This is a genomic window from Corynebacterium marquesiae (assembly GCF_030229635.1).
Taxonomy (GTDB): domain Bacteria; phylum Actinomycetota; class Actinomycetes; order Mycobacteriales; family Mycobacteriaceae; genus Corynebacterium; species Corynebacterium marquesiae.
In genome coordinates this window covers 22638-47039 of the sequence record NZ_JASPII010000011.1, presented here as the reverse complement: position 1 = coordinate 47039, position 24402 = coordinate 22638, and the positions used below count along the sequence as shown (strand labels likewise).

At 60.6% G+C, this 24402-nt stretch carries 27 protein-coding genes; 9 read left to right on the top strand and 18 right to left on the bottom strand.

Annotated elements, in window-relative coordinates:
* Positions 1-206: 206 nt before the first annotated feature.
* Both QP971_RS08295 and QP971_RS08290 read left to right on the top strand, forming a co-directional pair.
* Positions 207-1268, top strand: coding sequence for a Cj0069 family protein (locus QP971_RS08295; RefSeq protein ID WP_239274378.1), 1062 nt, complete (start codon positions 207-209; stop codon positions 1266-1268).
* Positions 1269-1355: 87 nt separating this feature from the next.
* Positions 1356-2249, top strand: a complete 894-nt coding sequence (locus QP971_RS08290; RefSeq protein ID WP_284811329.1) for a DUF4282 domain-containing protein — start codon at positions 1356-1358, stop codon at positions 2247-2249.
* Positions 2250-2291: 42 nt separating this feature from the next.
* Here the strand turns inward: QP971_RS08290 and QP971_RS08285 are convergent, their stop codons facing one another.
* From QP971_RS08285 to QP971_RS08265, 5 genes are read right to left on the bottom strand one after another with little or no spacing between them, the layout of a single operon-like run.
* The gene (locus tag QP971_RS08285; protein ID WP_284811331.1) at positions 2292-3032 is read right to left on the bottom strand and encodes a hypothetical protein; all 741 of its coding nucleotides are present in this window, start codon (positions 3030-3032) and stop codon (positions 2292-2294) included.
* Between the two features lie 15 nt (positions 3033-3047).
* Positions 3048-3464, bottom strand: a complete 417-nt coding sequence (locus QP971_RS08280; protein WP_049377994.1) for a DUF3151 domain-containing protein — start codon at positions 3462-3464, stop codon at positions 3048-3050.
* Between the two features lie 31 nt (positions 3465-3495).
* The gene (locus QP971_RS08275) at positions 3496-4083 is read right to left on the bottom strand and encodes a Maf family protein (protein ID WP_284811333.1); all 588 of its coding nucleotides are present in this window, start codon (positions 4081-4083) and stop codon (positions 3496-3498) included.
* Positions 4083-4292, bottom strand: a complete 210-nt coding sequence (locus QP971_RS08270; RefSeq protein WP_198492599.1) for an acyl-CoA carboxylase subunit epsilon — start codon at positions 4290-4292, stop codon at positions 4083-4085. The genes QP971_RS08275 and QP971_RS08270 overlap by 1 nt, the downstream gene beginning before the upstream one ends.
* 8 nt (positions 4293-4300) lie before the next feature.
* Complete coding sequence (locus QP971_RS08265) at positions 4301-5761, bottom strand: acyl-CoA carboxylase subunit beta (RefSeq protein ID WP_284788063.1); 1461 nt, start codon at positions 5759-5761, stop codon at positions 4301-4303.
* 350 nt (positions 5762-6111) lie between these two features.
* Here QP971_RS08265 and QP971_RS08260 point away from each other — a divergent pair, with 350 nt between their 5' ends.
* From QP971_RS08260 to QP971_RS08250, 3 genes are read left to right on the top strand one after another with little or no spacing between them, the layout of a single operon-like run.
* Positions 6112-7380 carry a hypothetical protein gene (locus QP971_RS08260; RefSeq protein WP_284811335.1) on the top strand — a complete coding sequence of 423 codons (1269 nt, stop codon included), beginning with the start codon at positions 6112-6114 and terminating at the stop codon, positions 7378-7380.
* 32 nt (positions 7381-7412) lie between these two features.
* Positions 7413-7985 carry a hypothetical protein gene (locus QP971_RS08255; RefSeq protein WP_284788058.1) on the top strand — a complete coding sequence of 191 codons (573 nt, stop codon included), beginning with the start codon at positions 7413-7415 and terminating at the stop codon, positions 7983-7985.
* 2 nt (positions 7986-7987) lie between these two features.
* Positions 7988-8566, top strand: coding sequence for a hypothetical protein (locus QP971_RS08250; protein ID WP_284788055.1), 579 nt, complete (start codon positions 7988-7990; stop codon positions 8564-8566).
* A 112-nt stretch (positions 8567-8678) separates the two neighbouring features.
* On the opposite strand, the gene QP971_RS08245 is transcribed toward QP971_RS08250, so the two are convergent.
* The 6 genes from QP971_RS08245 to QP971_RS08220 all read right to left on the bottom strand — a co-directional run bounded on the left by QP971_RS08245 (position 8679) and on the right by QP971_RS08220 (position 14703).
* Positions 8679-10169, bottom strand: coding sequence for an alpha-amylase family protein (locus QP971_RS08245; protein ID WP_284811337.1), 1491 nt, complete (start codon positions 10167-10169; stop codon positions 8679-8681).
* Complete coding sequence (locus QP971_RS08240) at positions 10166-10351, bottom strand: hypothetical protein (RefSeq protein WP_086587901.1); 186 nt, start codon at positions 10349-10351, stop codon at positions 10166-10168. Before QP971_RS08240 ends, QP971_RS08245 begins: the two co-directional genes overlap by 4 nt.
* Entirely contained in the window at positions 10351-11172 is an 822-nt protein-coding gene (locus QP971_RS08235) for a carbohydrate ABC transporter permease (protein WP_239273398.1), read from the bottom strand. The genes QP971_RS08240 and QP971_RS08235 overlap by 1 nt, the downstream gene beginning before the upstream one ends.
* A complete protein-coding gene (locus QP971_RS08230) occupies positions 11172-12176 on the bottom strand; it encodes a carbohydrate ABC transporter permease (protein WP_431831083.1) in 1005 nt (334 codons plus the stop codon). The genes QP971_RS08235 and QP971_RS08230 overlap by 1 nt, the downstream gene beginning before the upstream one ends.
* A 122-nt stretch (positions 12177-12298) precedes the next feature.
* On the bottom strand, positions 12299-13549 hold the full coding sequence (locus tag QP971_RS08225; RefSeq protein WP_284788050.1) for an ABC transporter substrate-binding protein: 1251 nt from the start codon (positions 13547-13549) through the stop codon (positions 12299-12301).
* 161 nt (positions 13550-13710) lie between these two features.
* Positions 13711-14703 (bottom strand): ABC transporter ATP-binding protein, encoded by a 993-nt coding sequence (locus QP971_RS08220; RefSeq protein ID WP_284811339.1) that lies wholly within the window; start codon positions 14701-14703, stop codon positions 13711-13713.
* Between the two features lie 44 nt (positions 14704-14747).
* Here QP971_RS08220 and QP971_RS08215 point away from each other — a divergent pair, with 44 nt between their 5' ends.
* Both QP971_RS08215 and QP971_RS08210 read left to right on the top strand, forming a co-directional pair.
* Positions 14748-15617, top strand: a complete 870-nt coding sequence (locus tag QP971_RS08215) for a biotin--[acetyl-CoA-carboxylase] ligase (RefSeq protein ID WP_239273401.1) — start codon at positions 14748-14750, stop codon at positions 15615-15617.
* Positions 15618-15654: 37 nt separating this feature from the next.
* Positions 15655-16095: a hypothetical protein gene (locus QP971_RS08210; RefSeq protein ID WP_005326709.1), complete on the top strand. Its 441-nt coding sequence runs from the start codon at positions 15655-15657 to the stop codon at positions 16093-16095.
* On the opposite strand, the gene budA is transcribed toward QP971_RS08210, so the two are convergent.
* Positions 16073-16804, bottom strand: coding sequence for an acetolactate decarboxylase (budA, locus tag QP971_RS08205; protein WP_284788041.1), 732 nt, complete (start codon positions 16802-16804; stop codon positions 16073-16075). The genes QP971_RS08210 and budA overlap by 23 nt on opposite strands.
* 79 nt (positions 16805-16883) lie before the next feature.
* Here budA and QP971_RS08200 point away from each other — a divergent pair, with 79 nt between their 5' ends.
* Positions 16884-17999 (top strand): 5-(carboxyamino)imidazole ribonucleotide synthase, encoded by a 1116-nt coding sequence (locus QP971_RS08200; protein WP_284811351.1) that lies wholly within the window; start codon positions 16884-16886, stop codon positions 17997-17999.
* Between the two features lie 24 nt (positions 18000-18023).
* A complete protein-coding gene (purE, locus tag QP971_RS08195) occupies positions 18024-18524 on the top strand; it encodes a 5-(carboxyamino)imidazole ribonucleotide mutase (protein WP_284788039.1) in 501 nt (166 codons plus the stop codon).
* 198 nt (positions 18525-18722) lie between these two features.
* On the opposite strand, the gene rbsD is transcribed toward purE, so the two are convergent.
* From rbsD to QP971_RS08165, 6 genes are read right to left on the bottom strand one after another with little or no spacing between them, the layout of a single operon-like run.
* Positions 18723-19097, bottom strand: coding sequence for a D-ribose pyranase (gene rbsD, locus QP971_RS08190; protein ID WP_284767879.1), 375 nt, complete (start codon positions 19095-19097; stop codon positions 18723-18725).
* Positions 19090-19998 (bottom strand): ribokinase, encoded by a 909-nt coding sequence (locus QP971_RS08185; RefSeq protein ID WP_284767880.1) that lies wholly within the window; start codon positions 19996-19998, stop codon positions 19090-19092. The genes rbsD and QP971_RS08185 overlap by 8 nt, the downstream gene beginning before the upstream one ends.
* Positions 19995-20909, bottom strand: coding sequence for a substrate-binding domain-containing protein (locus QP971_RS08180; RefSeq protein WP_049383661.1), 915 nt, complete (start codon positions 20907-20909; stop codon positions 19995-19997). The genes QP971_RS08185 and QP971_RS08180 overlap by 4 nt, the downstream gene beginning before the upstream one ends.
* A 12-nt stretch (positions 20910-20921) precedes the next feature.
* Complete coding sequence (locus QP971_RS08175; protein WP_049378628.1) at positions 20922-21863, bottom strand: ABC transporter permease; 942 nt, start codon at positions 21861-21863, stop codon at positions 20922-20924.
* A complete protein-coding gene (locus tag QP971_RS08170; protein WP_239273406.1) occupies positions 21860-23404 on the bottom strand; it encodes a sugar ABC transporter ATP-binding protein in 1545 nt (514 codons plus the stop codon). Before QP971_RS08170 ends, QP971_RS08175 begins: the two co-directional genes overlap by 4 nt.
* Entirely contained in the window at positions 23401-24390 is a 990-nt protein-coding gene (locus QP971_RS08165) for a LacI family DNA-binding transcriptional regulator (protein ID WP_269954114.1), read from the bottom strand. Before QP971_RS08165 ends, QP971_RS08170 begins: the two co-directional genes overlap by 4 nt.
* Positions 24391-24402: the final 12 nt, after the last annotated feature.

The following is a 24402-nucleotide window of genomic DNA, read 5'->3' as shown; positions in this document are numbered from 1 at the left end:
CCACTTTAACCCGAATTTTCCCGTGGTGATCACTCGGGGATCATTCCTGTGGTGTGCGATACAGGGCTCGGCCGGGGAAATAGGGGCGCCGGCCGGCGGGGTTAGGCAGAGGGGGCAGTTGGCCGCGCGGGGGAGGTAAAGCTGGGATAAACTACGGATATGGTGCGACAACGTGCTATGAACACCACCTAAGAAGGGAATTGCTAGTGCACAAGGCAATCGTTGTATTTGAGGTAGAGGGCGGCTCCGATAAAGGCGCAGATGGTCACCGTAAGGACACCATGCCGATCGTCAATGCGATCAAGGAACAGGGCTGGGAAGCTGAGGTTATCTACTTCCACCCAGACAAGGCGGAAGAGATCTACGCCCAGGTTTCTGAAAACTTTGATGCTTATATCTCTCGCGTGAACCCAGGCAATATCCCCGGTGGCGAGAAGGGCTACTTCGAATTGCTCACCAAGCTGGCAGACGCCGGCCTGGTAGGCATGTCCACTCCGGCGGACATGATGGCCTACGGCGCCAAAGATGCGCTGGTCAAGCTCAATGACACCCCGCTGGTGCCGGACGATACCGCCGCGTACTACGAGGTAGAAGAGCTGCATAATACTTTCCCCACCTCGCTGTCTTATGGTGAGCGGGTGCTCAAGCAAAACCGCGGTTCCACCGGTGAGGGCATCTGGCGCGTGCGCCTCGCGGACCAGGAGCTTGCCCAATCCGTGGAACCGGGCACCGCGCTCCCGCTTGACACCGCCCTGAAGTGCACCGAGGCAGTAGACAACCAGACCCATGACTATAAGCTGGGCGCCTTCATGGATTTCTGTGACCAGTACATTGAGGGCGATAACGGCATGCTGGTGGACATGCGCTTTATGCCGCGCATTGTGGAAGGTGAAATCCGTATTCTCCTCGTGGGGGATGAGCCGGTATTCATCGTGCACAAGAAGCCAGCGGAAGGCGGCGACAACTTCTCTGCCACGCTCTTCTCCGGCGCAAAGTACACCTACGATAAGCCGGAATCCTGGCCGGAACTGTTGGAGATGTTCGAGAAGGCTCGCCCCGTTATCGCAGAGAAGCTCGGCGATACCAAGGATGTTCCTTTGATCTGGACCGCGGACTTCATGCTTGACGATGCCCCCGATGGCACCGACACCTACGTTCTCGGCGAAATCAACTGCTCCTGCGTTGGCTTTACCTCCGAGCTGGACATGGGTATCCAAGAAAAGGTCGCCGCCGAGGCGATGCGTCGCGTTCAGGACGCGAACGCCTAGCGCACGCTGTATTCTGCCAAGTGGCCCCACGGGTGACCGTGGGGCCTTTTCCTACCATCCCCTAAAGCATTTTATAAGGACCAGATTATGGCTGATAATGATTTCAACTCCGACGGCTTCCCGAAGGATTTTTCTCCGCGCGATTTTTCCGAGACCCCGCAGCACCGCGCCGAGGACGCGGCGAAAAGCGCTGGGGTCACCGGCGCCTCCGAGGTGAACAAGACCAAGGAATTCGGCTCTACTGATGCCAAGGAGACGAAGTCTTTCGGCCACACCGATCAGCCTGATGAGTCTGAAAATTCGAGTGCTCTTTCCTCCCCGCAGCCGAGCGCGGAGGGCAAGTCCTCTGACTTCTGGGCCTCCTCGAAGTCCTCCACCCCAGGCGAGGGAGCTGCCTCCCGTGCGCATAATCCATTTACGGATGCGGCGTCGTCGGATGCTGCTGTGAACGGCAACCAATTCGGTTCCGCCCAGTCCGCTCACGATCAGCCGGTTTTCGGCGGTTACACCCAGCAGCAGAACACGAACCAGGGATTCGGACAGTTCCCGCCAGCAGGTGAAGCTTCTGCCGATTCCGGCCAGACTCTTGGTGATAAGAAGAGCCAGATGAGTGACACCCTCAAGGGCTTGGGCAAGAAAGACGGCCTATTGGGCGGGCTCTTTGAGTTCGAGTTTAAGCACTTCCTGACCCTCACCCATGTGAAGGAAATCTACAAGGTCGCCATGATTCTTGGTGGCATCATGTGGATCCTTCACCTTCTTGGTGCCTTCTTCTTCGCCACCGGCATGGGCATTTATGGCATTCAGGAAGATTCCGCGTCCGCCATCTTCGGAAGCATCTTTGCGTTCATCTTCCTAGCGGTACTGAGCACTGTCATCTACTACGCAATCATGGTCGCTATCAGGCTATTCCTGGAAGCCAAGGTGGCTAACGTGCGCATTGCGCAAAACACCGGCGACATCCTGGACAAGATGGACTAGCATTGTATTGCAGGCCCAGGCGATTAAATGCCGGCCTAAAAGTTAGTCGTAGGTGCCCAGCTGGTAGCTGGGAAGGTCAACCCACATTTTGTTGAATTCCTCGACTTCGCCGGATACCGGTTCGAGGGAATCGCCCTGTGCCTGCAGGCGCACGGTGTGGTGGGCGGTAATGCCCTCCGCGGTTGAGCGGCTGCGCTCTCCCCACGTGAAATCGACCTCGCTATCTGAGACTGGGGTGATGCTCTCTACCTTGTCAAAGACGGACATGTCCTTTACCGGGGCACCGTTGACATAGAGGGCTAGCCCATCAGCAATCGATGCGCCGGTGCCTGCCGGACCGTTCACATCACCCATTGAGCCGCGGAAGATGATCCAGCTAATCGTCGAGCACGGGTCATAGGAGTTATCGATATCGGCGATCCAGTAATTGAAATCGCTGCCATCATCGGCGGGCATGCGCCCAGGTGCCGTGCCAGAGGCGTAGACCTTGCGCGGATCGTTGGGGAGCTCCGTGCACTCGCTGTCCTCGCTCTTATCCTGCTGCTGCGTGGCTGACTTCTCACCCTTATCGGTGGACTCAGACGGGGAGGGGGCTGCTGCGGAAGCTGCATCGTCCCAGCCGTCGGAATCATCTTCGGCAGGTGCTTGGCTGGAAAAGACCGGCTGATGGGAGGAAGAAGAATCCTCCTGAGCACCGCAGCCGCTCAGCGCGAGCGGCACGGAAACAGTGAGCAATACGGTGGCAGAGAAGCGGCGTAGGCAGCGCGGTGTCACGGCAGGCATACGGGAACTCCAGGATTAGTCGAGGAGGGTGGCGACGGACTCTGGGTCGGCGTCGGAAAGCATCTGGCGAATGCGGTCGTATTCGTCGTCCTCGCCGATGGCCTTGGCGGCGTGGCCGAGTGCGGCGATGGCGCGCAGGACACCCTGGTTCGGCTCATGGGAGAAGGGGACAGGGCCCCAACCCTTCCAACCATTACCACGCAGGCGGTCGAGGCTGCGGTGGTAGCCCGTGCGCGCGTAGGCGTAGGCGGTGATGAAAGCGGACGGTTCAGAGCCCTCCTGCTGGTTGAGTTCCTGCTCCGCTAGGAGCGCCCACAGCAGCGGGGAATCGGGGTGGGCAACGATGCCAGCGGCCAGATCCGAGGTGGACTCTGCGCCGGGATCGGCCGGCAGCTCAATGGGCTTCGGGGCAAGCATGTCTTTCATTTCCATGCCACCCCACTGTAGCGACGCCGGCGCTCTGCTACCAGAAATCGGAGACGTTCAGATCAAAGGCATAGAGCGCGCGGCGCACCACCGGCAGCGATAGCCCGATAACGGAGGAAGGATCGCCTTCGATGCGGTCAATGAACCAGCCGCCCATTGCTTCCAAGGTGAAGGCACCGGCGCAGTGGAGAGGCTCGCCGGAGTGGGCATATGCTGCGATATCGGCCTCGCTGGCCTGGGCAAAGTGCACCGTGGTGGTGGATGTTTCCACATGGCGTTTATTGCCAAAGATGAGGCAGTGGCCGGTAAGCAGCTCGGCTGTGCGGCCGGCTTGCTGGTGCCAGCGCTCGATGGTGGCTTCCTCGGTATGGGGCTTGCCTTGTAGCTCGCCGTCGAGCAGCAGCATGGAATCGCCGCCGATGACGGGCTCGGTGGGGTAGCGCTCGGCCACCTTTTCGGCCTTGGCGGAGGCTAAGGCCGCCACGATATCGGCCGGTGGGTGGCCCGCGAGCGAGGCTTCGAGGGAGCGCTCGTCTATATCGGCCGGCTCTAAAACGGGCTCCACGCCCGCGCCGCGCAGGATAGACGCGCGCGAGGGTGATTGGGAGGCAAGGATAAGCCGCATTAGAAGTACCGCACGGTATGGAAGGCGGAGGGGTTGTAGACGCGCTGCGCGCCAAAGCGCTCGAAGCGCTCGGCAGGGTTGCCCCATTCATTGCGCTCGCCGGTAGCGCCCGAGTGCTTTGCACTCATCTGGGCCAATACGGTGCGCAGGGCCGCGAGTTCGTCCTCGGTGGGATTGCCCTTGACTACCTTGATTTCAGGTGCAGACATGTACCCTCCTAAACGGTTCCGTGCTTCTTCGGTACCTGGGCTACGGCCTTGCGCTCTAGCAGGCGCAGGCCTTCTACCAGGTAGTGGCGGGTTGCCGTTGGCTCGATAACATTATCGGCCAGCCCGCGCTCCGCTGCGGCATATGGGTGTAAGAAGAGCTCGTCCATCTCCTCTTCCTTGTCCTCCGAGCCATAGATGGCCAGGGAAGCTTGGGAGGCCTGGGTGACGGCAATTTCCGCGGTGGGCCACGCGTAGACCAAATCCGCGCCGAGGTCTTTGGCACCCATAAATACGTAGGCCGGGCCAATAGCCTTGCGGGTGATCACAGTGAGCTTGCCGACGCTCGCTTCAGCCTGCGCATAGGCAAACTTCGACGCCCTGCGCAGCAGACCGGCCTTTTCCTCTTCCGGGGTAGGCACAAAGCCTGGGGAGTCCACGAATTCCACAATGGGGGTATTGAAGGCATCGCAGGTACGCACGAAGCGTGCGGCCTTTTCTGCGGCGGCGGAATCTAGGGCGCCGGCCAGCGCCAGCGGCTGGTTGGCAACGATGCCGACGGCGCGGCCATCGATGTAGGCAAATCCGGTAAGGATGTTTTGTGCGGCCTCGGCGGATAACTCGAAGAAGGAGCCTTCATCGACGACAGCCTGGATGACATCGCTCATGTCATAGGCCTGCGCAGCCGTATCTGGGATGACGGCGTTCAAATCAAAGTCTGCGACGCTACCGGCTTCCACTCGCGGCGCCTCGGCCCGGTTATTGGCGGGGAAGTAAGCCAAAACGTCGCGCACGAGGGACAAAGCCTGCTTGTCGTCGCTGGCCACCAGGTGAGCGGTGCCGGACTCTGCGTGGGCTGCGGCGCCGCCAAAGGTCTCTGGCTCCGCACCGGCCACGTGGCTGGCGGCCTGGTGGAGAGCGGTGCCTTGGGTGACTACGAGGACATCGGCAAACGTGGGTGCGAAAGCAGCGATACCGCTGGTATTGCCCGCGACAACGGAAATCTGCGGGATGAGACCCGAAGCCTGGGAGACACGCGCCATAAGGCGGGCATATCCGGCCATGGTGACGATGCCCTCTTGCACACGCGGGCCAGTGGATTCATAGATGCCGATGATGGGCACGCCGGTCTTGATGGCGAGGTCATAAATCTTGGTGAGCTTTTCGGCATAAACCTCACCCATCGTGCCATCGAAGATTTCGCCGTCCTGGCTAAAGACGCACACGCGGCGGCCGTCGATAGAGCCGTAACCGGTGACCACACCATCGGTATAGGGGCGGTCATGCTCGCGACCGAAATCGGTCGAGCGGTGGCGGGCCAGCGCATCCGTTTCTACGAAGGAGCCCTCATCGAGCAGCTGCGTCACGCGGGTGCGGGCGGCCGGCTCGCCTTCTCCCAGCGGCGCGCGGGACTCGGCGAGCTTAGCGTCCAGGTCCTCGATCTTGCCGGCGGTGGTTTTCAGGTCAGTCATAGGCCCCCACACTACTAGGGCACCCCGCTCAATGCGGAATGGAACGCTGCGGGGACGCGGAGTGGAAAACGGTTGTGTGTCAAATGCCACCACAGTGTGTGCGGTGCATAAAACCTGGGAGTTTGTTGAAAGGAAGCAAGTCATAGGGCCCTAATCTGGGGGTAGAGTCTATTGTAAGTATCCTGCAGTGCTAGGCAGGTGAGCGCTGATTATCGCACCTCAAGGCGGGTGAAGGAAGAAGAAAGATTTTCATTCAACTATTGATGTGAGTCCTGTAAGCCCTTATGATTATCTGAGTCTTCATGAATGTTTCCCCTGATTTTTAACGATCTATTAAGGACGGTCTTCTGGTGATTAAAAAGGGACTGCGTTTGCTCGCACCGCTCGCCGTAGCGGCTCTCTTCACGCCAGTGGCACACGCGGGAGATGTTCCCCCGATGCCGCAGGCATATCCCATTTCCAACCTCTATAAGAGCTGCAGTGCCGCCGGCGATAATGCAGAGCGCGAATGGCGCTTTGCAGAAACCGGCCGCCGCTACATGAGCGACGGCACCCTGCAGTTCAAAAACACCACCAACCAAGAAGTGCCCTACTCCGCCGAGGTAGAAACTGGTACCAATCACGAGATTGACGCCAATTCCAAGGCAAAGCTGCCTTCCGGTTGGGACACCACCGCTAAGTCCGATATCGGTCTGAAGATGACCAACGGCTGGCGCGATAAAGAAACCTTCGGCCCTGTGAAGCTGAAGCCGGGTGAGTCCTTCCGCGTCGAATACGGCGTCATTGAAAAGGACTTCATCTCCATGTTCGTAGGCTGCAACGATGACCGCTTGGAAAACATCCCAGGCGCAAATGTCATCCGCGGTAAGGGCCCGGCCGAGCGCTACGCCTTTGCCTACATCATCAAGGCAGACGGCTCCGTGTCCGACCTGGCCATGGAAATTCCATCCCGTTCCCCAGGTGCAAACTCCAAGCCGATCGAGGGTAACTACACCTCTGTATCGGGCCCGAGCCTAGAGAAGATCGCCGATCCGAAGAAGGATGAGATCATGCAGCCGTCTGCGGACATGCAGCGCGATCCATCCTGGCCAAAGGAAGGCGATAAGTGTGAAGCCGGCGATACCTCTTGGTACCCGCTGGACATCACCGCGGTAAAGCCGACCTACCGCAAGGCTGGCTACTCCACGGACTTCCTCAACTGGTCCGAGGGTGACTACGAGTTTGCACCGGTCACTGACTTCGTCGTTGGCGCCGAGCACGCCCCATACACCAACTGGCAGGGCAACCGCGGCGATATTCCGAAGGGCTGGCTGGAGTCCGTCGGTGCCGTAAAGCGTGCCTACATGCCGGTCGGCACCGAGCTCAAGCATGTCAACCTCAAGCCAGGCGAGCGTGTACGTGTGGAATATGGCACCACCATGACCCGCATCAACTATCGCGAGATTCACTGCGGCAAGAGCGGAAACTACGACCTCACCTCTAACTACAAGCAGACCTCCGCCCCGAGCGGCTTCTGGGCTGAGGCCAAGATCACCGATAAGGCCGGCAATACCCGCACCGAGGACGTCACTCCGGACGAATTCCGCGACCTGCCTGTTCCGACCCAGACCATCTACTAAATCCCACCACACCTACACAAGGAGAAAGTTCCATGTTCAAGTCCAAGATTGCTTCTACTACCGCGGCTCTCGCCGTTGCTTCCGGCCTCATCTTCGCTCCGGCCGCTAACGCCCTGCCGCAGCGCGACTTGGGTCCGGCTAACCCGACCACCATCGGTGAGCGTTGCTCCAACCCGGGTGACACCGGCCAGACCGTTGACATCAAGCGCACCTACTTCGATGGTTCCGCCGGTTCCTGGACCGTGTCCAATTACAATGATGAGCCGCTGCCTGTTACCCGCTCTATCAAGGAGACTAAGACCAAGACTTGGAACGTGTCTGCTGGCGTCGACTTTAAGCTGTTGGATCTTATCAATTTCACCTTCTCCTCCAGCTACACCGACAGCCAGTCCTATGAGGTTGGCGAGCAGGTCGGCCCTTATGACATCGCTCCGGGCAAGACCGCCGTTCTGCGTGCGGGTTGGGTTGTCTCTGACTTCGAGGGCCAGAAGACCGTGTGTGGCTCCGACCACAAGTGGCAGCCCAACGGTGGCACCTTCACGGCTTCCCTGCCTAAGGAACGTCACGTCGAAGTCTCCACTCGCGATAACAACGATTGGGGCTAAACGTGATCAAGAAGTCCATCGCTAGCGCCCTCGCGTCGCTGAGCTTGGTGGCTGCTCCTGTTGCCCACGCTGCTGATTTCGGTGGGGACTTTGAGCTGCCCCAGCGTTGGAACGACGATTACAAGCCGGGCACGCACTGCTCGACGCCGGGTGAAAACGGCACCTACGTCACTGCAAAGCGACGTTGGTTCAAGCAGACTGATGCCACCAGCGTGGCTAATCGCAACGCTGAGGAAGTACCGGTCAAGCACACCGTCACCAAAGCCCGCACTCAGACCATCGAGGTCTCCGGATCTATTGAAGGTACCGGCGATCTGGCCAAGGTGCTGACCAAGACCTATGGCTTCAACTACGTCAGCGAGCAGCATTGGAAACTAAACCAGGTGGTTGGTCCGTACACTCTGCCTGCGAACTCGCAGGGCAAACTGGTGTGGGGCTTTACCATGCTCGACACTGATGGTCAGGACGTGCGCTGCAACTCTGACCAGCAGTGGGAAGCCCAGGGCAAGCCATACTCGGCTTCTGTGCCAGAAGCGCGCTACTCCGAGCTGCGCCTCGAAGACGCGCCTGAGTGGAACTAGGCCACCACAACTATTAAGCGCCCTCTCTATCCATAAGGACCGAGAGGGCGCTTTTCTCTGTGGGTTGCGTAGTGCGCCGGTAGGAGAGGGGGCTGCGGCTGCGCGCTAAGGCTTAGGCCAGCAGCCAGGCGTAGCCGTACGGCCCGAGCTCTACCGGGCCTAGGTCGATGGAGCGATCGCTGAAGTTGTGCAGGCACAGCAGATCGCCGCGTTGGTAGCCAAGGACGGCTTCCTCGCCCGTCTCTACTGGTTCGCACGGAGCGGTGCCGAGATCCGGATGGGCGTGGCGCTCGGCAATCATGGAACGGACAGTGTTGAGCAACGAGGTGGCGTCATCAAGCTGGGCGGCCACGGAGGTACCTCCCACAACCGGAAGGCGGGAAGGTGCGTTGGTGCTGAAACCAGAGTGCTCGGAATCGTCCCACTGCATTGGGGTGCGCACCGCATAGCGGTCCGGGAGCGTGGTGTCATCGAGCATGCCAATCTCATCGCCGTAGTAGATAAACGGTGCGCCCGGCAGGGTCATCAGCAGCGAGAACATGAGCTCCACCTTGCGGCGATCGCCGTTCATCAGCGGCATTAACCGGCGGGCAATGCCCACATGGGCGCGCATTTCATCATCGGGGAGGAAAGCTTCATACATCAGCTCGCGCACGTCATCGTCCACCATCTCCAGGGTGAGCTCATCGTGATTGCGCAGGAAGGTACCCCATTGGCAGCCTTCCGGAAGCTGGGGCAGTTCGTCGAGGATGGAGTAGACCGGGGTTGCGTCGCCAAGCGCCAATGCTTGGTACAACCGCGGCATAACCGGGAAGTTGAAGACCATGTGGAAGCGCTCGCCCTTGCCGTAGAACTGCATGGTCTCGGCCGGCGGCTGATTGGCCTCGGCGATGAGCACCGCATCCGGGTAGTGTGCGTCCATGAAGGAGCGAATCTTTTCCACAAACTCAATTGTTTCCGGCAGGGACTCGCCGCCTACACCATCGCGCTCAAAGAGATAAGCAATGGCATCGAGGCGCAAGCCGTCCAAGCCCTTGTCCATCCAGAAGGACAAAATTTTGAATACTTCCTCCTGCACGGCCGGGTTATCGTAGTTCAAATCCGGCTGGTGGGAGTAAAAGCGGTGGAAGTAGTACTGGCCGCGCTTTTCGTCCCAGGTCCAGTTGGAAGTCTCCACGTCAGTGAAAATGACGCGGATTTCGGGGTAGCGCTCCGGGTCATCACCCCAGACATAGAAATTGCCATAAGGGCCAGTGGGATCCGTGCGAGAGGCTTGGAACCATGGGTGATCGGAGCTGGTGTGGTTGAGCGCTAAGTCCGTCATGATGCGCATGCCGCGGCGGTGCAGCTCCGCAATGAGCTCTTCAAAGTCTTCCATCGTGCCGTAATCCGGATGGATGGAGTAGTAGTCCGCGATATCGTAGCCATCATCGCGCAAGGGGCTGGCATAAAACGGCGAGAGCCACAGGCAGTCCACGCCGAGCCACTGGAGGTAGTCCAGCTTATCGATGACCCCGCGCAGCGTGCCTACCTCTTTATCGCCATCGGCCTTAAACGAGCCGACGAGGGCCTGGTAGAAGATGGCATTGTGGTACCAGCTCATGAAAGGTCCTTTCTTTTAGCCCGCCAGGTTAGGTAGGTAAGAAGGCACAGTACTCCGGCCACGAGACCGGGCCAGATGGCGGGGGAGTCTTGAAAGAGGTTGATGATGGCCTGGATAACCGCGAGGACGCTAAAGAAACCAAGGAAGCCCAGCGCGGTATCCCACAGCATGGCCCGGCGCATTAGGCCTTGACACCACCAGCAGTCAGGCCGGCGACGATGCGGTGCTGGAAGATGAGCACCATGATGACCAGTGGGATGGTCACCAATGCGCCGGCGGCCATGGTCGCGGCATAGGGGTACTCGAAAGCGGACGGGCCGGAGAAGCGCGCAATGGCCACGGTCACCGGTTCGGTATCGGTAGTGGAAAGCTGCTTGGCCAGCATGAACTCATTCCACGTGGTGATAAAGGCGATGATCGCGGTGGTAAATAGTGCCGGCGCCGCCAACGGCAATAGCACCAAGCGGAAAGCCTGGGAGCGCGAGGCACCATCCACCCGGGCTGCTTCCTCCAGTTCCCAGGGCAGCTGGCGGAAGAAGCTCAGCAGTGTATAAACCGTAAGCGGTAGCGCGAAGGAAATATTAGGGATGATCATCGCGCGGTAGGTACCAATCCACTCCAGGTTGCCAAAGAGCTGGAAGAGTGGGGTGACCAAGGCAATGGCCGGGAACATGGAGGCGGCCAGGATAATGCCGGTGACGATTCCCTTACCAGGGAAGTCATAACGGGAGAGCGCATAGGCGGTAAAGACGCCGATGAGCACGGCCACTGCGGTGGTAATCAGTGAGATGAGCAGTGAGTTACCGAGTGCGGCAAGGAAGTCATTTCCCTTATCGGTAGCCAAGGCATCGCGGAAATTATCCAGCGTGACGTGGGTGGGCCACGGGGTGGTATCGAAGGTGAATCGCTGGTCCCGCAGCGCCGTCACCAGCATCCAGTAAAAGGGCGCCAGCCCCCAGAACATGATGAAAATGATGCCGGCGTAGTGTCCGAATTTACGCATTATTTAGCTGCCTTCCTGCCGGAGACATCCGCGCCAAGGAAGCGGATGAGGATAAAGGCGACGACGAAGATGAGGAGGAAAATAAGGGTGGAAAGCGCGGAGGCGGAGTTGAAGTTGCCTTGACGCATATCCTCTACCACCAGCTGGGAAATGGTCGCGGTGGGGGAGTTGGAGGAGCTAGAAATCATGATGACCGGGAGGTCATACATGCGCAGAGCGTCTAGCGTACGGAAGAGCACCGCCACCATGAGTGCTGGGCGCACCAGCGGGAGGGTGATGCGGAAGAAAGTCTGGATACGGTTGGCGCCGTCCACGCGAGCGGCATCGTAGACGTCTTTCGGAATCATCTGCAGGCCAGCCAGGATGAGCAGCGCCATAAATGGTGCTGTCTTCCATACGTCCGCGATGATGACAGCTAGGCGAGCGTAGAAGGGATCCGTGGTCCAGGCAATGTTCGCACCGAGTAGCGAGTTGATGATGCCCTCCGGGGCGAACATGAATTGCCATAGCTTGGCTGTGACGGCCGTAGGAATGGCCCAGGGAATAAGTACCGCAGCGCGTACCAGGCCGCGGCCGCGGTACTCGCCATTCATAATGAGCGCCATCAGCATGCCCAGGATGGTCTCCAGTAGCACGGTAACGATGGTGAAAAAGAGCGTGATTTTAACCGCCGGCCAAAAGTCCGTGGCGATAACGCCCGGCGGGCAGGTAGAAATCTGGCCAGTGCCGGAAACACACCGGTTATTAATCCAGTACAGGTAATTTTCCAGCCCGGCAAAGCCGCCCTCCTCAAAAAGCCCCGTTTGCGGGTTGAGCTGCCTATTGCCTTGGAAGGACAGGACAATGGCGCGGATGATGGGGTAGCCGATGATGACGGCGAGCACGATGAGCGCCGGAGCAATCAGCCCGGCCACGCGCCCATAATTCTTGCGCTGGGGCTTCGGCGCGCTTGCCGACGCCCCCTTCAGCGCCCCCTTGGACGCAGTCGGCGAAGCTATAGCCACGCTGGACCGCCTTTCTGTTCAAGAAATCCTAAGTATTGGCTAGATTCTATCCCCATTAGGGGAGTGAAAACCACAAAGGGTGAGGCAGCGGGGTGTCCGCCTACCTCACCCGGATTGGGCGATTAGCCCTGGGAAGCCGATTCGATGGCCGCCTTCATATCGGCGGTGGCATCATCGACAGACTTGCCATCCGTCAATGCGGCGTAGGCATTGTCTTGGATGGCCTTAGAAATCGCCGAGTAGAACGGGGAAACCGGACGCGGTGCCGCGTTCTCCAGAGATTCCTTGAGTGCCGGCAGGTACGGGAATTCCTGCTGCAGCTGCGGGTCATCGTAGATGGAAGCCAAGACCGGCGGGAAGGACTGCTCCGCAAAAGACTTCTGGTTGTCCTCGTTGATGATGAACTTCATGAAGTCGAGCGCAGTGCCCTTATTCTTGGAGTTGATATTGATGCCGTTGTTATAGCCACCCAGCGTGGAAACGCCTACGCCGTCCTTACCCAGTGGGGCCTGGACCTCGACGTCGATGCCGGCATCCACCGCATTGGAGTACATGTATGGCCAGTTCATGGCGAAGGCGGTCTTGCCTTCGGTGAAGGCCATATTGGTTTCCTCCTCGGTGGCGGCGGTGGAGTCCTTGGAAATGGTCTCCTCCTTGTAGGCATCCACCATGGCCTGCAGGCCGTCCTTGGCCTCCTGGGAATCCACGGTCACGTTGCCGTCCTTATCCAGGACGGAGCCGCCCCAGCCTTCCATAAAGTCAGCGGTGTTGAGCGCTAGGCCCTCGTACTGCTTGAACTGGGTGGTCAGGCAGTCCTTGCCCTTATCCAGTGCCTCGCACGCGGACTTAAGATCCGCAAACTTCTCTGGTGCCTTATCTGCGAGCTCGGTATTGCGGAAAAGCAGCTGTCCGTTGGTGTTTTGCGGCAGGGCGTAGAGCACGTCGTTATAGGTGGCGGACTCCACGGTAGCCGGCAAGAGCTCATCCGTATTGGTTTCAAAGTCACCATTGAGCGGCTGGAGCCACTGATTGGCGGCGAACTCCGCGGTCCACACCACATCCAGCGCCATGACATCGTAGTCATCGCTACCCGCCTGCAGAGACTGCACCAGGGTTTCGCGCTGGGCGTCGGCCTCACCGGCCAGCTCCTTGAGGGTGACCTTCTCGTCTGGGTGCTGCTCGTTCCACTTTTCGATGATGGGGGTCACCTTGTCCGTGTCATTTTTGCCCATGGCAAAGGTGATGGGGCCGCGCGCATCCGCGCCGCCCTCGGAGGAACCGCCCGCAGCGGAATCGGAGGAGGAAGAAGAGCAGCCGGCCAGTGCCAAAACTGCGGTAGTCGCAACGGTGGTGCGAAGCAGGAATTTCTTCATGGAATTCACCTTTCGGAAAACTTTCGGTTCTTTAAACCTAAAATACGGAAACCAAAAGGTGGATAATTTTGGCCTATTTAACTCTAAATGGGGGTAGTAAAGGGGCGGCGGGAGGTTGGACTACGTACCTGCGGCGCAGTAGCCCAGCGCCCTTCGCGGGCCTAGTCCTGCGCGATGCGGCGGCCCGTTTCTGGATCGAAGCGGTGGGCCTCGCGTGGATTGAAAGTCAGTACGACCTCCTCGCCGCGCTGTGGCGAGGTACCTTCGGCGCGAGCAACAAAGCGGTTTTCGCCCACGGTGACGTAGACATAAGACTCGGCGCCCAGCTCTTCCACGATGTCTACGACGCCTTGGAAGCCCACCGGTCCCTTATTGATAAACATCTTTTCTGGGCGCACACCTACGCGGCCACCGTTGTAGTCAAAGATATTCATGGCTGGCGAGCCGATGAAACCGGCGACGAATTCGTTCGCGGGGGCGTCATAAAGCTCTCGCGGCGGGGCTACCTGCTGCAGCTCGCCGTCCTTGAGTACCGCCACGCGGTCGCCCATGGTCATAGCTTCCACCTGGTCGTGGGTGACATACACGGTCGTCGTGCCCAGGCGCTGCTGCAGGCTGGCCAACTCCGCGCGGGTCTGCACGCGCAACTTGGCATCCAGGTTGGATAGCGGCTCATCCATGAGGAAAGCCTTCGGCTCGCGCACAATGGCCCGACCCATGGCCACTCGCTGACGCTGGCCGCCCGAAAGATCTTTCGGCTTGCGCTTGAGGTACTCGGTCAGGCCGAGCGTTTCCGCCGCCTGGTGTACCTTGGCTTTGATCTCGGACTTGGGGAGCTTCGCGAGCTTCAATGCAAAGCCCATGTTTTCCTCCACCGTCAGGTGCGGATAGAGGGCATAGTTCTGGAAAACCATAGCGATATCGCGATCGCCCGGTTCCAGGTTGGTCACATCCTTGCCATCGATGGTGATGCGGCCGCTGGATGTAGGTTCCAGACCCGCCAAGGCGCGCAGCGTGGTGGACTTGCCGCAACCCGAAGGGCCAACGAGTACCAGAAATTCGCCGTCCGCGATATCGAGGTCCAAGTCCTTTACCGTGGACGCGCTCGCACCGGGGTAGGTGATGTTGACCTTTTCAAAAGTGACCTTTGCCATGCGCAACACACTAGCACCATTGGTGGCCGGTATCCTTGAAGCTTATGACTGCTCTTGATTTGGAACGCATTCGCACAGCGCTGGCGGACGATTTCACCACCATCGATTTCGTGGAAAAGACCGGCTCCACCAATACCGATTTGATGCAGGCCACCAACGTTGCGGATGGCACCGTGCTACTTGCCGACGAACAACTTTCCGGCAAGGGCCGCCTCGGCCGCACTTGGACCGCGCCGGCCGGCTCCCAGGTAATCTTCTCCGTGCTCTTGCTGCCGGAATCCCTCGAGCACTTGGGTACCTTGCCGCTGGCCGCGGGACTTGCGGTGACCGATTCGATCGAGGGCACCGTGCTCAAATGGCCAAACGACGTGCATATCGACGGCAATAAACTGTGCGGCATCCTTGCTGAGGCCGGTCCCGTGGGCCAAGCTTTCAAAGCCGCGCCGAAGACCGAGCTCACCAAGGTGGAGGTAGGCAAGGCCGAGGTTAATAAGGCTGAGGTTAATAAAGCTGAAGTCAACAAAGCAGAGGTCAATAAGGCCGTAGGTAGTGCCGCACCTTCTGCGCGCGTCGTCGTAGGCATGGGCATCAATGTCACCCTGACTCGTGAGGACCTACCTATTGAAAAGGCCACCTCGCTCGAGCTCGAAGGCCGTGATACTGACCGCACCGAGCTGGCCATTACCGTGTTGAAGAACCTGCGCCGCCGCATCGCGCAGTGGGAGAACCAAGATCCGCAGCTCCTGCGCGATTACCGTGCGGTCTGCTCCTCGCTTGGCCAAGAGGTGCGCTTGGAGACCCCGTCTGGCGATGTCACCGGTCACGTCGATGAAATCGGCGAGGACGGCCGCATCATGGTCGCCGGCGAGTACTACTCCGCAGGCGATGTCACGCACCTGCGTCCGCAGCAGTAAACCACTACAGTAGACACGCAAGGTAGCATCCATAGCTATGGGACTAATGAAGATGGGCCAAGGTGAGGTCAAGCGCGCGGATGTCTCCGCGCCGTTTCGCGCGCTGATTTTCCCCTTCCTCGAGCTCATCCTCATCACCGGCCTGCTGTGGATTGCCATCGGCTGGTGCGATGTCCAAGCGGTAGATCCGATGCTGCGCAATGGCCTCGTCGCGGTGTGGGCGCTGCTGGGAATCTGGCGCTTTGTCATTCCCCTTTATAAGGCTCGCCGCAAGCGCTTCATCGTGACTAATAGGCGCGTCATCGCACGCGAGGGCCGCAATATCGATTCGATTCCGCTGCAGGATATCCGCGGCGCCCGCAAGCGCCGGGGCGGGGTGTCCCTAGCGATTCACGGCTGGGACCGGGCGATGTATTTTCCCAATGTGGCCAAGCCCAAGCGCGTGGCAGAGATTATCAATGATCGCCCTTGGTTTTAACCTCGGTGGTGTGCAGCTGGCTATCCAGATCCTCGGGGGAGAGGTTGGCGCGGCTGAATTCCTGTGTCAGCGGCAGGCGCAGTTCTAGGTCGGAGGCGGGGCAGAGCTCAATCGTTGCCTTATCCACTACGTAGTCCAGCACGTGGCCGCCGGAGGTGCGGGCGGCGTCGATAAAGTGCACGTGGCAGCCCGGTACCGAGATTCCCTTTTCATACACGGGGGTGCGGAAGCCGCCGATGATGCCCTCGACGTCCTTAAAATGCAGCTCCTTGTCGCCGCCAACGGCCTCGGACATTGGCGGGTAGGGCTTTTCCTGTTTGACCACCGTGCGGGTGGTCACCTCCTTGAACGTGCCCGCGATGCGCACCGCGTACATGTAGTTAGCGGAGGGCTCGAGCTCATCGATGAACGCGGAGAGCTGATCGCGGCGTAGGCCCGCGGGGGCGTCGGCAGTAATGCGCGGGACAAAATTCGTGGCCACCGCGTAGGGGGTGCGCTGGTCTAGGTCTGCAATCTGCGCGGAGCCATCGCCACGCAGCTGGTAGCAGGTGCCATCCAAAATGATCATCTCCCCGTCCAAGCCATCAAAGGTGCCGAGGCCGAAGTTGCCCTTGCCTAGCAGTTCCGAAATGGTCATTTCGCCGTCATAAATGCCGTCCAGTAAAGCGGTCATGAGTGAGTTTTGGAAGATGGTATGGCGAGTGAACATAGTATCCAAGCTAGTATTGGGGGACGTGAGTGACTTAAAGCCTATTGTAACTGTTTGTGGCGACGGCCAGCTGGCCCGCATGATGCAGCCGGCCGCCGCGGAACTCGATATTCACCTGCGGATTCTGGCTAGCAAGCCGGATTCCTCCGCCGCGCAGATCACCCCGGACGTGGTGCTGGGGGATTACACCTCCTTGGAGGAGCTGCGCGGCGTGGCAGAGGGCGCGGATGCCATTACCTTCGAGCATGAGCATGTGCCCAACGAGCACTCCGCCGCGCTTATCGACGCCGGATTTAACGTCCAGCCCCAGCCCACCGCTCTTATCTACGCGCAGGATAAGCTCAAGATGCGCGAAAAGCTCGCCGCGCTGGGCGCTCCCGTGCCGCGCTTTGCCGCCATTGACTCGGTGGCCGATGCCCGCGCCTTTTTCGACGCTGTCGATGGCCGCGTGTGTCTCAAGGCACGCCGCGGTGGATACGACGGCAAGGGCGTATGGTTCCCCACCGCCGATAATTGCTTTGAGCTGGTCTCCGAGTTACTCGAGGCCGGAACCCCGCTGATGGCAGAGGAAAAGGTAGAACTTACCCGCGAGCTTTCCATCCTCGTTACCCGTCGCCCTTCCGGCGAGGCTAAGGTGTGGCCGATTACCCAGTCCCGCCAGGAAAACGGTATTTGTGCCGAGGCTATCGCTCCCGCCCCCGGTCTCGCACCGGAACTTGCCCAGCGCGCTTCCGAGTTGGGTCTCACCATCGCCGAGTCCCTCGGCGTGACCGGCGTGCTGGCCGTCGAACTTTTTGCCTTCGATGGCCCCGCGGGCGAGGATATTTCCGTCAACGAACTGGCCATGCGCCCGCATAACACCGGCCACTGGACCCAGGATGGCTGTGTCACCTCGCAGTTTGAGCAGCACTTGCGCGCCGTGCTCGACCTCCCCTTGGGCGCAGTCGACACGCTTGCACCCGTGACCGTGATGGCCAATGTCCTAGGTGCCGACGAGGATCCCGCTATGCCTATGCCGGAGCGCGTCAGGGAAGTCATGGAGCGCTATCCGCAGGCCAAGATGCACCTCTATGGCAAGGAACACCGCCCTGGCCGCAAGATTGGCCACGTCAACGTCACTGGTGAAGGTACCGACGAGACCCTGACCATTGCCCGCCAGGCCGCACACTTCCTCGTGCACGCCGAATGGGCTTAAATTCCTGTCTGTAGAAAGGACATTATGCAACCGCACGTAGGCATCATCATGGGCTCCGATTCCGATTGGCCCACCGTTGAACCCGCCGCTCAGGTCCTCGCGGACTTCGGCATCCCCTTCGAGGTCGGCGTGGTCAGCGCCCACCGCACCCCGGAAAAGATGCTGGCTTATGCGAAAGAAGCCCATACCCGCGGGCTGAAGGCGATTATCGCCTGCGCCGGCGGTGCTGCGCATCTTCCAGGAATGATCGCTGCCGCCACGCCGCTGCCGGTCATCGGCATCCCCCGCGCACTGAAGGATCTCGATGGCCTCGACTCCCTCCTATCCATCGTGCAGATGCCTAGTGGCGTGCCGGTTGCCACCGTCTCCATCGGCGGTGCAAAAAACGCTGGCCTGCTTGCTGCGCGCATCCTCGGCGCTGGCGATCCCGCCATCCAAGACAAGATGGTGGATTACCAAAAGCGCATGGCCGAAGAGGTCGAGCAGAAGGATAAGAACCTGCGCGACAAGCTGCTGGGAGAGTAGCCCTCCGGAACAGGGGTGAATGAGGCAAGCACGTTTTAGCCACAACCGTGGAGGTTTTCGGCAAGACGTGCTTGTTGTGTACTGGTGCATCCAGTGGGGTGGAGGAGAGAGCGCCTTAAACTTTCGGGCGGGGAATTGCTTCAAATGGGGTAGGGCGAGGAAGAAGTCTGGTCTTCCGCGCTGTAGCGTCGACGAATGCTAGAAGGGCACGCCGGAGCGCAGGATGACATTGGCAAACGGCGTGGTGGAACCGGTACGCACGACGAAGGAGGCGCGGGCGACCTCGCGCTTGAGGTCATCATGGGAGACTTCGGTAAGCGGGATCGCGGGAAGCAGGGAGCGCACTTCGGGCGGGGTGGTATCGGCGATGGTCCCGGCTTCGACCACGACCTCCTCAAGGAGGGTGGCCAGGGTATCGGCAAAGGTGGGGATGCCGAAGGTAAGCGTGAGGTCGATGACGGGCACATCGTGGGGGATGGGAAGGCCGCAATCAGCGATGACAAAGGTATCGGTGTGCCCGAGGCGTGCGACGGCGCTGGTGAGCGCGGGATTGAGGAGGCCGGACTTACGCATCGGTGACCTCCGGCAGGGCGGATTCGGTGGTGGGGTAGGACGGTTGCGCGCCGTTGCCGGTGGCGGCGAAGGCGCCGACGCGGGCGGCGAAAGTGGCGGCATCGACAAGCGAGGCACCGGTGAGGAGCTGGGCGCAGAAGGCACCTGCGAAGGCATCGCCGGCGCCGGTGGTATCCACGGCGGTCACGCGCGGGGTGGGGATATCCGTGCCGCTATCCGGGGTGGCTACGTAGGCGCCGTGAGCGCCGAGAGTCAGCACGACGGACCGGAAGCCGGACTCTACTAGGCGGTGGGCGAGCTCGCGCGGGGCGCCCTCAGAAGGCAGCCCGAGCTGGTCCAAGATGAGCCCGGCCTCGTGTTCATTGGCTAGTAGGGGATCGGCCTGCAGAAGCGAGTCGCGGTCGACCTTGACCACGGGCGCGAGGTTGACCACCACTCGGCCTTGGGCCGCCTCGACCGCGGCCTGGAAACCGGAGGCGGGGATTTCGCCCTGGAGGAGGACTACATCGGCATCGGCGATAGTGGAGGCGCGGGAGGAGACAAAGGGGGCGTCGACAAGCGCGTTGGCACCGGGGGAGATGACGATGGTGTTCTCGCCATCGGCCGAGACAGTAATGACGGCGAGGCCGGTATTGGTATCGGCCTGCTCCACAGCGCCGAGATCGATGCCGGAGGTGCGCATGTAGTGCATGGCAGGCTCGGCATAGGGATCGGAGCCGACCGCGCCCACGAAGGCCACAGTGGCGCCCAGCTGTGCGGCCGCGACAGCCTGGTTAGCGCCTTTGCCCCCGGCCAAGATGTCGCCGCCAGAGCCCAGTAGGGTCTCGCCGGGTTGCGGGTGGCGCTCGGCGTGCACGATGAGATCGGCATTGATGGAACCGACGACGGTTAGCTTGCTCATTGGAAATCCTCCACATTGTCGCGGGTGACGGTGATGACCTCGACGGGGACGTTCTTCTCCGCCGCGCCACCGTGCAGGAGCGCTGCGGCTTGTTCGATGGCGCGGGCACCGAGCTCTGCGGGCTGTTGGGCGATGGTAGCTTCTAGCTTGCCATCTTTGACCGCCTTGAGGCCATCGAAGGTGCCGTCAAAAGCCACCACCTTGACCTCAGAGCCGGCCCGCGCCCCCAAAGCTTCGACCGCGCCGAGCGCCATTTCATCGTTCTCTGCAAAGATGGCCTTAATATCAGGATTGGCCTGCAGCAGGTTGGTGGCGACGTTGAGGCCTTCCGTGCGGTCGAAATTCGCCGATTGCTTGCCGACGACCCGAATATCCCCATACTTCGCAATCTGCTCTTCAAAGCCCTTACCGCGCTCGCGCGAGGCGGAGGTACCAGCGGTGCCCTGCAGGATGAGGATATCGCCCTTTTCCCCGATGGCCTCGGCGAGCTTATCCGCCGCCTGCGCGCCACCGGCGACGTTATCGGAGGCCACCATGGAATCCAGTTCTACGCCGTTGACGTCGCGGTCCACGCCGATGACGGGCACGCCGTCATTTTTGATGCCGCGCACGGCCGGGGCCACGGCATCGGAATCGGTGGGGTTGACCACGACGACCTTGGCGCCCATCGAGGTGGCATTGCCCAGCTGATTGACCTGCTGGGCGGGGTCATCGGAGGCGTCTTGGATATCGAGCGGAACGCCGAGTTCCTTGGCCTTATCCTGCGCGCCGTGGCGCAGTTCGACGAAGAAGGGGTTGGTCTGCGTGGACAGCGCTAGCGTGATGCGGTTGCGGTCTTCTTCCGAGCGATTGCACGAGGCAAGGCCCAGCGCGAGGGCCGGTACGAGGAGGGTGGCGATGAGCTTTTTCATGGCGGGTGCTCCTTAGTTGGCCGTCTTATTGCGGATGACGTCGAAGCCGACGGCCAGCGCGATGACCAGGCCGATGACGATCTGCTGCCAGAAGGAGGAGACGTTGAGCAGGTTCAAGCCATTGCGGATGACCGCTAGCAAGATCGCGCCGACCAGAGTGCCAGTAGCCTTGCCCTGCCCGCCGGAGAGCGAGGCGCCGCCGATGACGACGGCCGCAATAGCATCGAGCTCGTAGCCGGTGCCGGCCTGCGGCTGTGCGGATTCGAGGCGACCGGCCATGACCATGCCGGCCCAGGCGGCGAAGAAGCCGGAGAGTGCGAAGACAGCGATTTGAATGCGCTTGACCGGCAAGCCCGAGAGCCGGGCGGCCTCCAGGTTGCCGCCTATGGCATACATGGAACGGCCGAGTACCGTGCGCTCAAGGATGAACCAGCAGATAAGCCCGGCGATGACCATCATGATGATGGGGACGGGGAAGCCTGCGATATCGCCGCCAAAGGCGTTAACGGCTGGCGCGGTTTCAATCGGTGAGCCCTGGGAGATGACTAGGGTGAGGCCGCGGGCGATGGACATCATGGCCAGCGTCGCGATGAAAGAGGGGATCTTGCCCCACGCAGTGGCCATGCCGCAGATGGCGCCGGCCAGCGCACCTACGATCAGGCCGAGAAGCAGGGTGAGCCAGCCAGGCAGTCCCGCAGTGGAGAACATATAGGCAGAGACCATGGCGCCGAGCGCGGCGACCGAGCCCACTGAGAGGTCGATGCCGGCAGTGACGATGACAAAGGTCATGCCAAAGGCCAAGATGGCCACCGTAGCGGCCTGGATGCCGATATTGAGCAGGTTCGCCACGGTAAGGAAATAAGGTGTAGCGATAAACAGCGCGATGCACAGGGCAATGAGGCCGACGAGCGCGCCATTATTCATCGCCCAGTTAACTACTCGATTCTTGGTCATGCTTCATCCTTGGGGTTGGTGCCGGCAGGTGCGGCAGCAGAGGCAGAGGTAGCGGAGGTCACGTTGGATACGGCGAAGGCCATGACCTCATCTTGGGTGGAGTTTTTGGGTAGCTGGCCGGCGAGTTGGCCGCCGGACATGACGAGGATGCGGTCGGACATGCCGAGCACCTCGGGCAGATCGGAGGATGCCATGAGCACAGCACCGCCGGCCGCGGTGACCTCATTGATGATGTTGTAAATCTCTACCTTGGCGCCGACGTCGACGCCGCGGGTGGGCTCATCGAGGAGGAGGACTTTGGAGCCGGCCAATACCCAGCGGCCGAAAACCGCCTTTTGTTGGTTGCCGCCGGATAGGTTCCGAATGGGCTGGGAGAGATCGGCCATGCGAATGCGCAGCTTCTCTGCTACGTCACCGGCGCGGCGGCGTTGGCCGCTGCGGTCTGCTAGCCCCGCCTTGGCGGTGGGGTAGAGGGTGGCGAAGCCGAGGTTATCGCCCACGGAGGCATCTAGAACTAGCGCTTGGGATTTGCGGTCTTCGGGGATATGACCCACGCCGGCGCGGATGGCGGCACGGATATCGTCGCTGCGCAGCTGCGTGCCGTCGACGCGGATGGTGCCGGAATCGTATGGGTCAGCGCCCGCGATGGCGCGAATGATTTCGGTGCGGCCGGCGCCTACGAGCCCGGCAAGGCCGACGACTTCGCCGGCGTGGACGGTGAAGGTGATGTCGTGAAAGGCGCCTGCGGAAGTCAGCTCGGAGACCTCCAGCAGGGCCTCACCGCGCTCAGGCGGAACCTCGCGCGGGTACTGATTGTCAATCTCGCGGCCGACCATGAGCCGTACCAGCTCGTCTTCGTCCGTATCGGCTGGGACCTCGGCGATGAAAGAGCCATCGCGCAGCACGCTGATGGTCTCTGCAATGCGCGCCAGCTCCTCCAAGTGGTGGCTAATAAAGACCATGGCCACGCCCTTAGCCTTGAGCTCCTCGAGCACGGCAAAGAGCGCATCGACCTCCTTGCCGGTGAGCGCGGCTGTGGGCTCGTCCAGGATGAGAATGCGCGCGTTCATAGACAGCGCCTTGGCGATTTCCACGAGCTGCTGCTTGGCCACACCCAGCTCACCCACCGGCATGTCTAGGTCCACGTCCAAGCCGATAAGGTGCAGTGCTGCTTGGGCTTGCGCCTTGAGATGCTTGCGATTGACCAACCCGAAGCGGCGTGGGGTGCGCCCGAGCATGATGTTCTCAGCCACGGACATGGTGGGTACAAGGTTGAGCTCTTGGTGAATGGTGGCGATGCCCAGTGCCTCAGATGCCTTGGTATCTGGGATTTTCACCTCTGCGCCATCTACCAGGATGCGGCCGGAATCTGGTTCGTGCACGCCGGCAATCATCTTGATGAGGGTGGATTTTCCCGCGCCGTTTTCACCCAACAAGGCCTGCACCTGGCCGCGGCGGACGGTGAGGTCTACCCCCTTAATAACCTCCACCGGTCCGAAGGACTTGGTGACATTGTCCAGGCGCAAAACGCAGTTACTCATGGCGTGGCTCCATCGAGTTGGTGGGCGGTGGACATGCGCGGGATGTAGCGGGTTTCTAGCACCTCGCCTTCCGGTTGGTGCTTATCATTGATTGCCGTGATGAGCTTGGCTGTGGCGGTCTCGCCCATTCTGGCCACATCCTGGTCTACCACTGAGATAGGGGAGGGTTGGAAGCGCAGGTAGATGAAATCATCGAAGCCGACGAGCGCGATTTCTTCTCCGATGCGCTTGCCCGCATTATGACAGGCCTCCAGCGCGCCGGCCGTCATCATGGAATCTCCGGCAATGAGCGCGGTGACGCCTTCCTGCAGGAGTGCGATAGCACCCTTATAGCCCTCGCGGTGGCGGTAGCTGCCGTGGTGGATATGGGTAGGCATACCGCGGGTGGCTGTTTTGAATGCTTGGAGGCGCTGGCGGCCGGTGGAGGTTTCCTGCGGCCCGGACAGGTAGCCGATGTGCGTATGCCCCTTCTCCTTGAGTTGTTCCACGGCTTGTTGCATTCCCGTGTGCGGGTCTGAGAGTACTGCAGGAATTTGGCCCAGGGCGCGGTCAATGAGCACGAGCGGACGGTAGCTGCGCGCCTGCTCGAGTGCTTCTTCAGCGCCTTCGAGCGGTACGGCGATAATGCCGTCCACCTGGCGTTCCATGAGGGCATCGAGTGCCTTGACCAGCCGCTGTGGATCCTCGCCGCAACTGGTGATCATCGTGGCTAGGCCCTGCTTATCGGCGGCTTCTTCGATGGCTGCGGCCATCGCGGCGAAGTAGGCATTGTCCAGGCTGGGGATAACCAGGCCGATGGCATTGGAGCGGGAGCTGCGCAATGCCCGGGCTTGAGCATTGGGCCTATAGTTGAGCTTGATGGCCGTATCCTTGACGCGTTGGCGCGTGGACTCCGAGATGGCTGGGTTGCCCGAGAGTGAGCGGGACGCGGTAGAAATGGATACTCCGGCAGCAGCGGCCACGTCTTTGAGCGTGGTTCCGGCCATGCTGTCCTCCTT

Excerpts from the sequence above, each read along its gene's own strand:
- QP971_RS08290 (WP_284811329.1), top strand. The coding sequence starts at position 1,356 with ATGGCTGATAATGATTTCAACTCCGACGGCTTCCCGAAGGATTTTTCT.
- QP971_RS08285 (WP_284811331.1), bottom strand. The coding sequence starts at position 3,032 with ATGCCTGCCGTGACACCGCGCTGCCTACGCCGCTTCTCTGCCACCGTA.
- QP971_RS08280 (WP_049377994.1), bottom strand. The coding sequence starts at position 3,464 with ATGGAAATGAAAGACATGCTTGCCCCGAAGCCCATTGAGCTGCCGGCC.
- QP971_RS08275 (WP_284811333.1), bottom strand. The coding sequence starts at position 4,083 with ATGCGGCTTATCCTTGCCTCCCAATCACCCTCGCGCGCGTCTATCCTG.
- QP971_RS08270 (WP_198492599.1), bottom strand. The coding sequence starts at position 4,292 with ATGTCTGCACCTGAAATCAAGGTAGTCAAGGGCAATCCCACCGAGGAC.
- QP971_RS08265 (WP_284788063.1), bottom strand. The coding sequence starts at position 5,761 with ATGACTGACCTGAAAACCACCGCCGGCAAGATCGAGGACCTGGACGCT.
- QP971_RS08255 (WP_284788058.1), top strand. The coding sequence starts at position 7,413 with ATGTTCAAGTCCAAGATTGCTTCTACTACCGCGGCTCTCGCCGTTGCT.
- QP971_RS08245 (WP_284811337.1), bottom strand. The coding sequence starts at position 10,169 with ATGAGCTGGTACCACAATGCCATCTTCTACCAGGCCCTCGTCGGCTCG.
- QP971_RS08240 (WP_086587901.1), bottom strand. The coding sequence starts at position 10,351 with ATGCGCCGGGCCATGCTGTGGGATACCGCGCTGGGCTTCCTTGGTTTC.
- QP971_RS08235 (WP_239273398.1), bottom strand. The coding sequence starts at position 11,172 with ATGCGTAAATTCGGACACTACGCCGGCATCATTTTCATCATGTTCTGG.
- QP971_RS08225 (WP_284788050.1), bottom strand. The coding sequence starts at position 13,549 with ATGAAGAAATTCCTGCTTCGCACCACCGTTGCGACTACCGCAGTTTTG.
- QP971_RS08220 (WP_284811339.1), bottom strand. The coding sequence starts at position 14,703 with ATGGCAAAGGTCACTTTTGAAAAGGTCAACATCACCTACCCCGGTGCG.
- QP971_RS08215 (WP_239273401.1), top strand. The coding sequence starts at position 14,748 with ATGACTGCTCTTGATTTGGAACGCATTCGCACAGCGCTGGCGGACGAT.
- QP971_RS08210 (WP_005326709.1), top strand. The coding sequence starts at position 15,655 with ATGGGACTAATGAAGATGGGCCAAGGTGAGGTCAAGCGCGCGGATGTC.
- budA (WP_284788041.1), bottom strand. The coding sequence starts at position 16,804 with ATGTTCACTCGCCATACCATCTTCCAAAACTCACTCATGACCGCTTTA.
- QP971_RS08200 (WP_284811351.1), top strand. The coding sequence starts at position 16,884 with ATGATGCAGCCGGCCGCCGCGGAACTCGATATTCACCTGCGGATTCTG.
- purE (WP_284788039.1), top strand. The coding sequence starts at position 18,024 with ATGCAACCGCACGTAGGCATCATCATGGGCTCCGATTCCGATTGGCCC.
- rbsD (WP_284767879.1), bottom strand. The coding sequence starts at position 19,097 with ATGCGTAAGTCCGGCCTCCTCAATCCCGCGCTCACCAGCGCCGTCGCA.
- QP971_RS08185 (WP_284767880.1), bottom strand. The coding sequence starts at position 19,998 with ATGAGCAAGCTAACCGTCGTCGGTTCCATCAATGCCGATCTCATCGTG.
- QP971_RS08180 (WP_049383661.1), bottom strand. The coding sequence starts at position 20,909 with ATGAAAAAGCTCATCGCCACCCTCCTCGTACCGGCCCTCGCGCTGGGC.
- QP971_RS08175 (WP_049378628.1), bottom strand. The coding sequence starts at position 21,863 with ATGACCAAGAATCGAGTAGTTAACTGGGCGATGAATAATGGCGCGCTC.
- QP971_RS08170 (WP_239273406.1), bottom strand. The coding sequence starts at position 23,404 with ATGAGTAACTGCGTTTTGCGCCTGGACAATGTCACCAAGTCCTTCGGA.
- QP971_RS08165 (WP_269954114.1), bottom strand. The coding sequence starts at position 24,390 with ATGGCCGGAACCACGCTCAAAGACGTGGCCGCTGCTGCCGGAGTATCC.